Source organism: Mucilaginibacter sp. JRF, assembly GCF_015223065.1.
Classification (GTDB): Bacteria; Bacteroidota; Bacteroidia; order Sphingobacteriales; family Sphingobacteriaceae; genus Mucilaginibacter.
In genome coordinates, this window is sequence record NZ_JADFBY010000008.1 from 88208 (window position 1) to 101866 (window position 13659).

A 13659-nucleotide genomic window follows, 5' to 3' on the forward strand; every position below is an offset into this window, starting at 1 on the left:
GCATTAATCTTTGTAAAAGCGCCACGTTAAGCCGGCGGTTAATGTTCGGCCTATTTGCCCCGGCATTAAAGGGTCGGTATAATCAAACAGGTTCTCACCGCTTAGTATCAAACTCAATCGGCTGTTCATCAGCCTTTTTTCAACAGATGAATACACCAGTACAAAGCCTCGCACAAAAATGTCGTAGCGGTCTAAAAAAAGGTTGTTGTTATCATCACCCCAACCGTATTTGCCGCGATAGTTTGCCCGCAGGGTTAAGGTGATGTTGGCTGGTGCCTGGTAAGTAAAATTGGCATTTACCATGTGGCGCGAACGGTTCTCGAGCCCGATATAATCGCCGGTAACTGACGCGCTGGTTTCGCCAGTGTTGTTATTCCTGATCTTATTATAAGGGTATTGCCCCCGCCTGATCTGATCTTCTACACGCTTATCTTTAGTGATAAGATATTGGTAGCCAAAATTGGCGTTCAGGTTTTTAATAACGCTTGCTGATGCCGATACCTCAAATCCTTTGTTAACCGCGTTAGCCAGATTTTGGTAGGTGAATATTTGCTGACCGTTGGTTTTGGTACCTATTTGTATAAAGTTTATAAAATCGCGCAGGCTGTGGTAAAATATCGATGCCTCTACTTTAATTTTGGTTGATGGCGTTAACACCAACCCGGCATTGTATGATGTTGAACGCTCAGGCCTTAGTGTAGCAGGCAACTGGTTCAATACCGATTCCCTGATCTCGCTTACTTCACCCGTGTTTTGCAGTTCCTGCAAGGCATCCCGCAATATATCAGCGCCAAGTACGGTGTAGCCTTGCGTTATATTGGTAAATACCTGGAAGCGTTTTCTAAGATCGGGCGCTATAAAACCTGTACCCAATCCCGCCTTAAAGCTCAAGGCAGGCGACACATGATATTGCAAACCCAGGCTCGGGTTCAGCCTGCCGCCGTAATTATTGGTATGATCATATCTGATACCTCCAACGGCGCTCCATTTAGGGTTAATTATTACATCGCCCTGCAAATAGGCATAGCCATTATAAATGGTGTTACCGGCAAAATCATCCATATTTTGCCTGCTGCCACCTATGCCTCCGGTAAAATTCAATCCGGTGTTTATCTGGTAGGCAAATTGCTCCTCAATGCGGTGGGTAGTTTCTTTGTAAGCGTTGCCTGCCAATACCTCATTGGTACCAACACGCTTTACCTGCATATTGGTAGTGTAGTTGGTAAAATAGTAGTTGGTAAGGCTCCTTAAACCGTTTTTAAATATCTTTTTGTAATTGGCGGTAAGGCTAAGATCTTCATCATTCAATACATTACTGTTGGTATTGCTTATGTCCGAACTTACAAATGTTTGCTCCATTTGCGAGCTTCGTTTATTATACCTGGCCTGTAAACCAATATAACTACCTGTGCCAAGCTGATACTTAATGTGCGCCTGCCCGCTGTAGTTTTGAAACGGCGGAATGGTTTGGCTGTTACGCAAATAGGTTTTATTGGTGTTGTAACCATCGGTACCATAATAATTAGCTGATAACAGCGCCGAGCCCCTTTGCCCATTAAATGGCGTTTCCGCTTCAAGGGTGCCATCTATCAGGTTACGGCTGCCGTAAAATAGGGCCGCGCGTGCCTGTTGCTGTACCGCGCCATGTTTGGTGATAATGTTTATAGCGCCACCCAAAGCCTCGCTACCATACAGGCAGCTTGTAGCGCCTTTTATCAGTTCGATACGTTCAACATTGTTAACGCTGATGCGCGACAGATCAAGATTACCATTGTTACGGCCTATCATGGGCTGGCCATCAACCAGTACCATTACGTACTGAGAACTGAAGCCCTGCATTTGTACACCCGTAGCGCGACTGCCACTGCCAATATCATTAACAATGGCTACGCCTGTTTGCTCTTTCAATACCTCATCCAGCCTGCGGCTGCCCATCAACTCAATGGTACGCCTTGATATCACCGTTACCGGCATGGCACTGCGCTGTACATCTATAAGATTATCGGGCGTGATGTTTTTACCGGATACATTAACCTCGCTCAATTCACTTTGGCCTTTTGATAATTTGATGTTAAGCGGAGTTTTGCTGCCCGGGTTTAGTGATATTTTATCTTGATAGGTTTGGTAACCCACCATGCTGATAGTGATGTTGTAGTTACCGGGGTATATATTTTTGAATACGAAATTGCCTTTATTATCAGCCTGGGTTAGATGCCTGTCGGGCTCAAGCTGCACCGTAGCACCGGCCAGCGGCTCACCCATATCATCAGATACCGATCCGCGCAGCTCTGTTTTTGTTTGAGCTGATGCCGGAGCAAATATTGATATGGTTAATACAAGCAGAATGTAGATGTTCTTCATCGATTATTTTACACAATTCTTATTTTTAATCATTCTAAATAAGAACAATGCAAAACTGCGTATTAACGTTCAAATGTGATTTGTGCAATCCGTATTATCTTTTGCGTAATCCGTATTTTCTTTTGTGCAATCCGTATTATTTATCATGGCATAATGTGAGTATGAAAGCCATGCAATAAGCATCAAACAAAGTACAATTATTTGAATATTAAATAATTACGACTAAAATCGATATTTGGAGCCGCTTAATTAGATCAACATATCTCTAATTACCAACCACAGAGCTGTTTGTATATAGACTAAATAAGGCTTTGTTTTGCAGACAGAAAAAGGATGGATTGATGAACAAACGCGTTGCGAAAATATATTTACTGTTAATTTTTTTATTAAGCCAAAGCATAACAACATTCGCTCAACCTAAACGCATCATTACGCTGGGCAGCGCTTTAACCGAAACCGTATTCGCGCTTGGCGCGGGCGCTAACATTGTGGCCGTAGATGTTACTAGCGAATACCCAAAGGCTGCCCAGTTATTACCTAAAGTGAGCCGAAACAGATCAGTTAATTCTGAGGCTTTGGTAGCTTACCGCCCCGATCTGGTATTAGCCCCGGCGGGTGATCTATCTGCCGAAACTATAGTTCACCTACAGGCAGTGAAGATAAAAGTGGTTAGCATCCGGCAGGATTTTTCGGCAGGTGGGTGCATCAATTTTATTCATGATATTGCAGAGGCACTTGGTATTAAAACCAAGGGAGATGCGCTGGCGCAAACTACCAAGGCCGCAATAGCTGCCGCGCAAACACAAATACGTAACGCTAAACAAGCAAGCCCCAAAGTGCTTTTTATTTACGCGCGCGGCACCGGCCTGATGAGTGTGGCCGGCAGGGGCAGTAGCATTGACGCGATAATACGTATGGCCGGAGGTAAAAATGCCGTGCATGAATTCGCGGATTTTAAACCATACACAACCGAAGCTTTGGTTAGGGCCAACCCCGATATTATTTTAATGTTCGATTTTGGTTTGAGCAGCCTTGGCGGTCGTGAATCTATGATGGGTTTACCCGCGATGGCGCTTACCAACGCGTGCAAAAACCACCGCATACTGGCATTGGACGGGCCTTTACTCATCAACTTCAGCTCGCGATTGCCCGAGGCTATTTTAACACTTAATAAACAGATGCACCAGGTTTATCCATGAAAAAAACGTTAACCTTTTTAATTCTTATTGCCGCGCTAATCTTCACTATCATCCTTTCGCTTGGTTTGGGGGCTATGCGCATCCCGGTAAAAGAGGTTATTACCATATTAGCATCGAAAGCCGGGCTGTTAAGCAATACCGCTGAGGACCCGCTGGCTGCCGGTGTTATACTGATGATACGTTTGCCCAGGGTAATACTTGGCTTAATGGTGGGCGCCGCACTCGGAACAACAGGCACCGCGGTACAAGGCATCTTTCGTAATCCGCTGGCCGAGCCGGGCCTCATAGGCATATCAGCTGGTGCCTCTATGATGACGGTTATCATCATCGCCCTTGAGGGTTTGTTCTTTATACAGATAAGCCAGTCGCTGGGGTATTCGTTACTGGCTATAGGCGCGTTTTTTGGTTCGGGGCTTGCGGCGTTGTTGGTTTATACCCTATCAAAAACCAACGGGCAACCCAACATGGCGTTAATGCTGCTGGCCGGTATAGCTATTAACGCGCTTGCCGGCGCTTTCACCGGTTTGGTAACTTACCTGTCAAGCGAGCAGCAACTGCGCAGCATAACCTTTTGGATGCTGGGCAGCCTGGGTGGCGCAACATGGGGTAATGTACTTTGTATAGCACCCTTTGTTATTTTACCTATCGTTATTCTCCCTACCTTCAGCAAGGGCTTAAACGTGTTCGCTATTGGCGAAAGCCAGGCCGAGCTTATTGGCCTGAACACCAAAAGCATCAAGGTCTGGGTAGTATTTTTGTCGACCATGGCTGTAGGGGCATCGGTGTCAGTTTCGGGCATTATTGGTTTTGTAGGCTTACTGGTACCGCACACCATGAGGCTGATAGGTGGTGTAAATCACAAATTCGTACTGCCTGCATCAGCCCTTGCCGGGGCGCTGGTATTAACCCTGGCCGACCTGATATCAAGAACCATTGTGGAGCCTATTGAACTGCCTATAGGTGTTATTACCGCGCTATTAGGCACGCCGATATTTATATACATTATGTTACGCGACAAAAAGAAGATCACTAACCTGTAATTTATGTTAAGAGTTGAAGCAGTAGGTTTTAAGGTTAATCAACGCAATTTGTTGAATGATGTATCCTTCAACATTCGTTCAGGCGAGTTCATCGCCATTATGGGCGCCAACGGGGCCGGTAAATCAACCCTGATGAAATTGCTGAGCGCCGAGCAAACGCCAACCTCCGGTACTATCAGCCTGCACGGTAAAGATCTTTTTACTTATAGCCGTAAAGAGCTTTCAACCAAACGCGCTATGCTCCAGCAGCAAAATGCCATCAGCATGCCCTTTAGTGTTGAGGAAGTAGTAATGATGGGCAGGTACGGGCAATACGGCCACAAACCAGTACACCGCGATGAGGTAGCCGTTGCAGAAGCAATGGAGGTGTGCGGGTTAACTGACATGGCCGACCGCACGTTGCTTACCATGTCGGGCGGTGAACAGCAGCGTGTTCACCTGGCGCGTGTACTGGCACAGTTGTGGGATCAAAAGGAAGCCGTGCTATTGCTTGATGAACCGTTGAACAATATGGATCTTCAGTTTCAGCACCAAACTTTAGGCATAGCATCAGCCCTGGCAAAAAAAGGCTTTATTGTAATTTCAGTACTGCACGATATAAACCTGGCCGCGCAATATGTAAGCCGCATGATACTGATGAAAGGCGGCCGTAAATGGTGGGATGGCAGCCCGGCCGAAGTACTTAGTCCGGCACATATTTATAACACCTTTAGCATTAACGCGAGGGTATATACTGATGACCATACACTACGAACACAGATAATACCTGACGAAATTTGCCTGGATGCGCAAACTTTTAACTCTAACATGAATCCGGAGGCATCTGTAATCATTTTATAGTTTCCGAACCAATCTATCCCCTTGCTATACCTTTAAAGCAGTTGATCGATCATCTACATTTTTATCTCGCTTGGTAAAATGCCGTAATACTTTTTAAACGCGTGCGTAAAACTGGCCTGATGTTTAAACCCCACCATGGTGCCAACCTCATACATATTTCGTTTTTCTTCGATAATGAGTTTACGTGCTTGCTTCATCCGCAGGCCGGTGATGTAATCATATATAGTGGTGCCATAATAGCGTTTAAAGCCGCTGCGTAGTTTAAATTCATTCAAAAACACCATTTTTGATAGCTCCTTTTGTGTGGGAGGCTCAACAAACTGCTGTTCAAGTATTTCGCACGCTTGTTCAAGCTTTACTATATCATCATCCTTAAAGGTGTATTTATCTTCGTTGCTGGTGTTCGAGAATTGCTCTAACTGGTACATGATCAGTTCTAAAACGCGCGAATCAGTATATAATCTTTTCAACTCACCCTCCTGCTTGCATAAACGAATATCATCTATTGATTTGCGCATCTCAGCCGTTACAAACAGATCCTCATCCCCGAATGATGTATAAGTACCCTTTTCCATATTGCGTATAAACTTTTCGTTCACAGGCAATTGCAGATCAACCAGGTTCAGGTAATATTCTTTAGACAGCAATACCAAAAAGTAAACATACTGTACACCTGCCTTTACTTCGTATGATTGCCTTTCAGATGGTATATAACGAATGTTGTGCCTGCTTCGGGCCGATTTACTGAATGGCAGTATAGAGCGCCCAAACTTCATATTATTAGCAAAAATGAACTGGCAGGCCACGGCATCCCCATCCACCTCGGTAAGTATTCGTGAGGGCTGATCAAAACTCATTTCAGAATATAGGATGAATAAACCATGTGTTGAAACCTGGTAATTATTCATACCACCATAATAATCTTTTATATTAAGTTGCTTTTCTGTGAGTTTATGGCCGGGCGAGTATGTATCGGGCAGGTCTTCTAAAAAGAGCCATTCCTTTTGTGATTCGAGTTTAGCTTTAACAATCATTGTAGATGAGTAATAGTAAGTCAAATATATAAACTTATTTATAATCATTCTAAATAGATGATTAATTAATTAATTTAACCAAATCTAAGTTTCAGTATTTGGCGCGAGTAGACTTTTGTCTACTCTTTTTTTTGACTTATATCATCTTTTCATCTTTCCCGGTTACTGAAATTTGCGACTTAGCCTATTAGCCACGCTTCATACAATAGTTACCGGAATGAAAAATCAAACAGATACAATTGAATACCCTAACGGAGAGATAACCATCCTTTGGAAACCAAAAACATGCATACATTCAGGCATATGTGTAAAAACATTGCCCCAGGTGTATGATCCTAAAGCACGCCCGTGGATACGCCCCGAAAATGCTACCTCGCAGCAAATTATTGATCAGGTTGCTAAATGCCCATCCGGTGCCTTAAGCATTAAGGAAAACACAAGAAACGAGGCGACCGCGTAATGGAAAGTACAAAAGTAATTCTCAGAAATAGTTCATATGGCGAGGTTCAGCTTTTTTCAAACGATGAAAAGGCCGGTAAAATGACCATTGCCGTTGCAGATGGTAAACTCACCGTTTTTCATACCGAGGTACGTCCTGAATTTCAAGGCCACGATTTCGCTAAGCTACTGCTTGCCCAGCTGGTAAACTATGCAACAGAAAATGGTTTAAAGATAATACCCCTCTGCCCCTATGTTAACGCGCAATTCAGACGTCATCCCGCACAATACGAGGATGTTTGGAGTAAGGACTGGCATCAATGAAATATTTGTTAGAAAACCCTGTCATCGGTTCAATCGGCAGTGAAAAATTCAAAACCACTATCCGTTGGCGAAATGGTGTACTAATAACTGATGAGCCCGAAAAATTGGGTGGGAAAGATGTAGGCCCTGATCCGCATACGCTTTTACTATCGTCATTAGTTTCGTGTACGCTGGCAACACTCAGAATGTACATCGACCACAAAGGCTTGGATATTACCGACATTGAGGTTGAGGCAAACATGTACCATAGAATTGAAAGCGAAGGCGTGGTAATGCGGATAGAGCGTATGATAGAGATCAGAAATTTACCTGATTCGGAACTATATGAAAGACTGATCAGGGTAGCTGAGAACTGCCCTATTTCAAAAATCCTGAAAGGCAGTATCAGCATATTAACTGAGTTCAAAAAATGAGTCCTCCAAATCAAGGCACGCCATTGAAGAAAGCACCTCGCTCATGAAGTTAAAATATATTGTGTTGATAAGCATGCTGTTATCAGCACAATATTGCAGGGCGCAAAAGTTCAAGCTGTTACGTTACGATGAGGATTACTCAACACTAAAGGATAGTGCAAAAAACTTTTATAACCAGATAAAATACATACCTCTAACTACCAGCGGAAAAACTTATTTGTCTTTCGGTGGAGAAATTCGTGAAGAATTTGACCGTGCACTAAATGAGGATTGGGGTGCCGCGAATACGGGCGTTGACGCATTCTCTCTGCAACGCTACAGCCTGCATGCCGATTTGCATATTGGTGATCGTATACGTGTTTTCGGGCAGCTGCGTAGTGGCTTGGAATTCGGGCGAAAAAATGGCCCACGGCCAATTGATGAAGATCAGCTAAATGTACAAAATCTTTTTGCTGACGTTATTGCTTACAAAAGTACCGGTAGAACATTAACGCTTAGATTAGGTCGCCAGGAGATACAATACGGCAGTGGGCGGCTGATAGACGTGCGGGATGGCCCCAACCTGCGGCAATATTTTGATGGGGCTAAAATGGCCTATGCTTCATCCTATTTGAATGTTGACGGATTTATTTTTGCCAATAGCGCAGTAAGAACCGGAGTATTCGATAATCCGATCAATAACAAAGCAGGCCTTTGGGGTATATACAGTACATGGTTCGCTGCAAAAAACATGAGTATCGACTTATATTATCTTGGTATTGATCGCCCGAACGCGCGGTTTGACGAAGGTGTTGCCGATGAATTACGCCATACTATCGGTTCGCGGTTTTGGCAAAATGGCGACCGCTTGCTATACAATGTGGAAATAGGCTATCAGCTGGGTACATTCGGCACAAGCAAGATAAGGGCATGGGGCGGTTCATCCGAGATCGGTTACCGGTATTCCGCTTTAAAAGGTGCACCAACTGTAAAACTAAGGGCTGATTTTATTTCGGGCGATAACACCCAAGGCGACGGAAAGTTAGGAACGTTTAATGCATTGTATCCCAACGGGGGTTACTTCGGCATGAATCCGCAGGCCGGGCCTGCCAATTTATGGTCGGTTCATCCTACCCTGGCTTGGAATCCATGTAAAGAAGTATTGCTCTCTATGGAAGTGGTATTTTACTGGCGGCAATCATTAGCTGATGGCATTTACCGGCCTGATGGCACTTTCAATCTCTCATCATCAGGTTCAGCAGAACGCTATATCGGTACATCCTATATCACCAGCGCTTCGTGGATTATTAACCGATTCCTTAACTTTAATGTTGGTTTACAATACTTTGAAACAGGAAGTTTTATTAATGATGTTATACCTCAGCACAAGGATGGTTTCTTTATAGGTTCGGTGCTGGGTTTCAAATTTTAATGCTATTGCAAATAACACATCCGCTGTTTAATCTTGCAAAAGCAATTATGATGCTTAAATACATACAACTATAACTATGCACGAAAATCTACTATTGATACTGGGTCTTTTATTCGGGGTGATGCTTTTGGTAATGCTCGCCCAAAAGATACGTGTGGCATACCCTATTTTTTTGGTGCTGGCTGGCTTAGCCGTCGGCTTTATACCGGGCATGCCGGTATTGAAACTCGATCCTGAGTTAATATTCCTGATATTTCTACCCCCTTTACTGTACGAAGCCGCCTGGTATACCTCATGGAAAGATTTTAAGAAATGGAAAACGCCCATAGCCTTGCTTGCCTTTGGCTTGGTGTTTTTAACTTCAATTGTAGTAGCCTATACTGCACAATTATTTATTCCCGGCTTTACGCTGGCTTTAGGGTTTTTATTAGGAGGTATTATATCACCACCCGATGCAATTGCCGCTACCACGGTTTTAAAAGGCCTTAAAGTACCGCGCCGAACCATTACTATTTTAGAGGGCGAAAGTTTGGTGAATGATGCATCATCATTAATTGTTTTCAGGTTTGCGCTGGCAGCCATATTAACCGCCACCTTTTCTATGCAACAGGCTGTTGGCCAGTTTTTTTTAGTAGCTGGTATGGGCGTTGTTGTCGGCTTGGTTGGCGCGCATATTATGTATTTCATCCATCGCTTTTTGCCTACCACCGCTGCTATTGATGCCGCGCTTACTGTAATGACGCCTTATATCTTGTTCCTGTGCGCGGAGCATTTTCATTATTCCGGAGTAATGGCTGTGGTGAGCGGCGGGTTATTCATGTCGTTCCGTGCTCACGAAGTTTTCAAAACAGGCAGCACCCGCATGAACATGACCGCCGTTTGGCATACGCTTATTTTTGTGATGAACGCGCTGGTTTTCATCCTCATCGGGCTTGATCTGCCAGAGATAGTACAGGGTCTTGGCGATGTATCTATTGATCAGGCTATAAAATACGGCGTTATTATTAGCCTGATCACCATCGTTTTAAGAATATCATGGACTTATTGTATAGCTCATATTCCAAGGTTGGTAAGTAAAACAGTACGCAATATACCATCACCCGGCTGGAAAAACCCATTGATCACTGGCTGGGCAGGCATGCGTGGTGTGGTATCGTTGGCTACGGCATTATCTATCCCGCTTTTGATGAATGACGGATCGGCCTTTCCGCACCGCGATCTTATCATCTTTATAACATTCGTGGTGATCTTCGTAACGCTTGTTTTTCAGGGATTAACGCTGCCTTTTATTATCAAGCTGACCAATATCGGCGAGATAGACCCCGTATTGCCTGAGCATGAACAACATGCAGGCATTCAGCTTAAGTTAGATGCCGTGGCACTGCAACATCTACAAACAAAGCATGCTTCGGCCGGTGAAAATAATTCATTGCTCAGGGCATTTACCGAGAAGTTGAAGAACGATATTGAGGGCCATCATATCTACCTCAACTCGGTAGAAGTATGCACTAACAAAGCGGTTGAACGCAAGGAATTCCGGCAGGTAATGTCTGACGTTCACGACAAGCAGCGCAAGGAATTATTTAAGATGAGGAAAGAGCAAACCTACACAGATGAGGCCATACGCAAGGCAGAACATTTGCTGGATATCAATGATCTGAAATTGTCGGACAGTGAGTATTAACATTTCCTGAAAATCATTTCATTCCAGGTAATTCCGGCCAAACTATCTTAATAATTCGTTTATAATCACGATGTTTTCTATTAACTTGCTGAAGCGTTGATGATAAACAAGATAGCTACAGCGCTCATGAATAAAATCTACCTGTAATGAAAAAAATCTACCTGCTGTTATTATGGTTATTATTTTCTGTGAGTGCTTTCTCACAACAAACCGTCAAAAAATACCTTTCAGGTACCGATAAGGATCATACCGTACTCTGGGATTTTTATTGCACCGAAGGCCGCAAAAGTGGTCAATGGACCAAGATACCCGTTCCATCACAGTGGGAGAACCAGGGCTTTGGCAATTACAACTACGGGCACGATAAGGTTAAGTATAAAGAACAAGGGCAATACAAAACTACCTTTGTTACGCAGCCTGAATGGAAAAACAAACACATATTTATTGTATTTGAAGGATCAATGACCGATACCAAGGTTATGATTAATGGCAAGCAGGCCGGCGAAATACATCAGGGTGGATTTTATCGCTTTAAGTATGATATTACCGGGCTGTTAAAACCAACCGGCCAAAATCAGTTGGATGTAACGGTGGATAAGCAATCGGCCAATCCATCTGTAAATAAGGCTGAGAATGGTGATTTCTGGATATTCGGCGGGATATTTCGTCCGGTGTATTTGGAGATAGTGCCGGATACCTACATAGACCGTTTGGCAGTTAACGCGGCGGCGGATGGCACTTTCAAAATAGATGTATATGCCGCACACCTGAAAGGTGGTGAGGTGGTTGAAGGCCGGGTGCAGAAATTAAACGGGCAACAGATCGGCAAAGTATTTAGCATTACCGCCAATAAAGATTCGGCATTTCAGCAACTCCATGCAAAGTTTACCAACCCTCTAAAATGGAGTGCCGAGTACCCTAATTTATATCAGGCCGTTATCAGCATTAAAAGCAAAAACGGAACCGTGCTGCATCAGGTAAAGCAAAAATTCGGCTTTCGCACCATTGAAGTGCGTAAGAATGACGGCTTGTATTTAAACGGCAACAGGATAGTATTAAAAGGTGTTAACCGCCATAGTGCCTGGCCCGAAAGCGGGCGTACTCTTAGTCGTGCCATTCACATGATGGATGTATCGGCGATCAAGGGCATGAACATGAACGCGGTACGGATGTCGCATTACCCACCCGACCAGGAGTTTTTGGATATATGCGATTCTGTAGGCTTATATGTTTTGGATGAACTGACCGGATGGCAAGCCAGTTACGATACCATCGTGGGTCGTAAGTTGGTTAAGGAAGTGGTGGTACGTGATGTAAACCACCCATCCATATTGTTTTGGGATAATGGTAACGAAGGTGGGTGGAATCGTGGCCTGGATAATGACTATCGTTTGTACGATCCACAAAACAGAACCGTGTTGCATCCCTGGGAAAAGTTCAATAATACCAATACCAAGCATTATCCCGACTATAACTATGTGGCCAATACTTTGCCAAAAGATCAGGATGGCGGCGTGTTCTTCCCGACCGAGTTTATGCACGGACTTTACGATGGCGGCGCGGGTGCCGCGTTAGAAGATTTTTGGGATGCCATGCTACAGTACAAAGCCAACGCGGGCGGTTTCATTTGGGTATTGGCCGATGAGGCTATCAGGCGTACCGATAAAAATATGGCTTATGATGCCGATGGGAATCACGCGCCGGACGGTATAGTTGGTCCGCATCGCGAAAAAGAGGCCAGTTATTATACCATAAAAGAGATATGGTCGCCTATTTATATTAAACCACAACCTATTAATGCCGGGTTTGATGGCAAGGTGGCTATTGAAAACCGGTACTCATTCACTAACCTGAACGCTTGCACCTTTAAGTGGAAGCTTGTTAAATTTCCATCCGCGGAAGCTAAAACAACTTTGGCCACTACCGTACTTAGCGGCAGCCCGGCACCTACAGCGTTAGCCCCGGGCGCGAAAGGATCACTTAACTTAAAACTACCGGCAGGTTGGGCAAAAAATGATGCTTTATATTTAACGGCATACGACAGAAAAAAAAAAGAAGTATTTACATGGAGTTGGCCGATAACCCCTCCTGCCAGGATCAGCAAGCCGAATACCGCATGGGTGCGGATGCCGATAACTGGCAGTGAAGATTCCAGCGAAGTTATTATTACAGCTAATCGTATTAAATATCACTTTAACAAAAGCACCGGCTATATCAGCAAGGTGGTGAAACCCAACACAACGGTATCCCTATCGGGCGGGCCGGTACTGGCCGGTGTTAAAACCAGCTTAAAGAATTTCAGCTACAAGGAGGAAAACGGGCAGCATATTATTGAAGCGGAATATGATGGCGATGCCGCGCTACACATTAAATGGATATTTGCCTGGGGCAAGCCCGTTCAGCTTCAATATAGCTACAAACAAACCGGCGATGTTGATTTTCATGGCATTAGCCTTAATTATCCGGAGAGCAAAGTTACCGGTGTAAAGTGGCTGGGACGTGGCCCGTATAAAGTTTGGAAGAACCGCCTGCGTGGGCAACAGTTCGGCGTGTGGCACAAGAATTATAATAACAGCATCACAGGAGAAAAATGGGATTACCCCGAATTTAAAGGCTATCATCAGGAAGTTAACTGGATAACCATTGAGAATAAGGAAGCCCCATTTACCATTTACAGCGACAATAAAAACACCTTTGTACAACTTTACAAGCAAGACAGAGCCAATGCAACACTTAACCGTGTTGAACCACCTATGCCTGCGGGTGATATCAGCTTTTTAAACGGAATCAGCGCTATAGGTACCAAATTTCAGGAGGCTAAAGACATGGGGCCACAAAGCCAAAAAAACAAACTTAACGGCGAGGCTATCAGCGGCACACTTTGGTTCGAGTTTTAGATAGTTCGGTTAATTGTG

At 44.2% G+C, this 13659-nt stretch carries 11 protein-coding genes; 9 read left to right on the forward strand and 2 right to left on the reverse strand.

The window, feature by feature from the left end; translation table 11 throughout:
- Positions 1 to 3 precede the first annotated feature (3 nt).
- Complete coding sequence (locus IM792_RS17210; protein WP_194103141.1) at positions 4 to 2361, reverse strand: TonB-dependent receptor; 2358 nt, start codon at positions 2359 to 2361, stop codon at positions 4 to 6.
- Between the two features lie 341 nt (positions 2362 to 2702).
- On the opposite strand from IM792_RS17210, the gene IM792_RS17215 reads away from it, so the two are divergent.
- Genes IM792_RS17215 through IM792_RS17225 form a run of 3 tightly spaced genes read left to right on the forward strand, consistent with a single transcriptional unit; the run spans position 2703 to position 5440 of the window.
- Complete coding sequence (locus IM792_RS17215) at positions 2703 to 3560, forward strand: ABC transporter substrate-binding protein (RefSeq protein ID WP_194103142.1); 858 nt, start codon at positions 2703 to 2705, stop codon at positions 3558 to 3560.
- Entirely contained in the window at positions 3557 to 4600 is a 1044-nt protein-coding gene (locus tag IM792_RS17220; RefSeq protein ID WP_194103143.1) for an iron ABC transporter permease, read from the forward strand. Before IM792_RS17215 ends, IM792_RS17220 begins: the two co-directional genes overlap by 4 nt.
- A 3-nt stretch (positions 4601 to 4603) precedes the next feature.
- Positions 4604 to 5440 (forward strand): heme ABC transporter ATP-binding protein, encoded by an 837-nt coding sequence (locus IM792_RS17225; protein ID WP_194103144.1) that lies wholly within the window; start codon positions 4604 to 4606, stop codon positions 5438 to 5440.
- 53 nt (positions 5441 to 5493) lie between these two features.
- Here the strand turns inward: IM792_RS17225 and IM792_RS17230 are convergent, their stop codons facing one another.
- Positions 5494 to 6474, reverse strand: coding sequence for an AraC family transcriptional regulator (locus tag IM792_RS17230; protein ID WP_194103145.1), 981 nt, complete (start codon positions 6472 to 6474; stop codon positions 5494 to 5496).
- Positions 6475 to 6691: 217 nt separating this feature from the next.
- Between IM792_RS17230 and IM792_RS17235 the strand changes: the two genes are divergently transcribed.
- From IM792_RS17235 to IM792_RS17260, 6 genes are all read left to right on the forward strand, one after another.
- Positions 6692 to 6934, forward strand: coding sequence for a (4Fe-4S)-binding protein (locus IM792_RS17235; RefSeq protein ID WP_194103146.1), 243 nt, complete (start codon positions 6692 to 6694; stop codon positions 6932 to 6934).
- Positions 6934 to 7236 carry a GNAT family N-acetyltransferase gene (locus IM792_RS17240; RefSeq protein ID WP_194103147.1) on the forward strand — a complete coding sequence of 101 codons (303 nt, stop codon included), beginning with the start codon at positions 6934 to 6936 and terminating at the stop codon, positions 7234 to 7236. Before IM792_RS17235 ends, IM792_RS17240 begins: the two co-directional genes overlap by 1 nt.
- Positions 7233 to 7649 (forward strand): OsmC family protein, encoded by a 417-nt coding sequence (locus IM792_RS17245; RefSeq protein WP_194103148.1) that lies wholly within the window; start codon positions 7233 to 7235, stop codon positions 7647 to 7649. Before IM792_RS17240 ends, IM792_RS17245 begins: the two co-directional genes overlap by 4 nt.
- A gap of 43 nt (positions 7650 to 7692) precedes the next feature.
- On the forward strand, positions 7693 to 9060 hold the full coding sequence (locus IM792_RS17250) for an alginate export family protein (RefSeq protein WP_194103149.1): 1368 nt from the start codon (positions 7693 to 7695) through the stop codon (positions 9058 to 9060).
- A 76-nt stretch (positions 9061 to 9136) separates the two neighbouring features.
- Complete coding sequence (locus IM792_RS17255) at positions 9137 to 10744, forward strand: Na+/H+ antiporter (RefSeq protein WP_194103150.1); 1608 nt, start codon at positions 9137 to 9139, stop codon at positions 10742 to 10744.
- A 146-nt stretch (positions 10745 to 10890) separates the two neighbouring features.
- Positions 10891 to 13641 carry a glycoside hydrolase family 2 TIM barrel-domain containing protein gene (locus IM792_RS17260; protein WP_194103151.1) on the forward strand — a complete coding sequence of 917 codons (2751 nt, stop codon included), beginning with the start codon at positions 10891 to 10893 and terminating at the stop codon, positions 13639 to 13641.
- The last annotated feature ends 18 nt before the right edge of the window (positions 13642 to 13659 follow it).

Bases quoted from the DNA above. Each gene is read 5' to 3' on its own strand.
- IM792_RS17245 (WP_194103148.1), top strand. From the start codon at position 7,233: ATGAAATATTTGTTAGAAAACCCTGTCATCGGTTCAATCGGCAGTGAA.
- IM792_RS17260 (WP_194103151.1), top strand. From the start codon at position 10,891: ATGAAAAAAATCTACCTGCTGTTATTATGGTTATTATTTTCTGTGAGT.
- IM792_RS17220 (WP_194103143.1), top strand. From the start codon at position 3,557: ATGAAAAAAACGTTAACCTTTTTAATTCTTATTGCCGCGCTAATCTTC.
- IM792_RS17250 (WP_194103149.1), top strand. From the start codon at position 7,693: ATGAAGTTAAAATATATTGTGTTGATAAGCATGCTGTTATCAGCACAA.
- IM792_RS17255 (WP_194103150.1), top strand. From the start codon at position 9,137: ATGCACGAAAATCTACTATTGATACTGGGTCTTTTATTCGGGGTGATG.
- IM792_RS17225 (WP_194103144.1), top strand. From the start codon at position 4,604: ATGTTAAGAGTTGAAGCAGTAGGTTTTAAGGTTAATCAACGCAATTTG.
- IM792_RS17240 (WP_194103147.1), top strand. From the start codon at position 6,934: ATGGAAAGTACAAAAGTAATTCTCAGAAATAGTTCATATGGCGAGGTT.
- IM792_RS17235 (WP_194103146.1), top strand. From the start codon at position 6,692: ATGAAAAATCAAACAGATACAATTGAATACCCTAACGGAGAGATAACC.
- IM792_RS17215 (WP_194103142.1), top strand. From the start codon at position 2,703: ATGAACAAACGCGTTGCGAAAATATATTTACTGTTAATTTTTTTATTA.
- IM792_RS17230 (WP_194103145.1), bottom strand. From the start codon at position 6,474: ATGATTGTTAAAGCTAAACTCGAATCACAAAAGGAATGGCTCTTTTTA.
- IM792_RS17210 (WP_194103141.1), bottom strand. From the start codon at position 2,361: ATGAAGAACATCTACATTCTGCTTGTATTAACCATATCAATATTTGCT.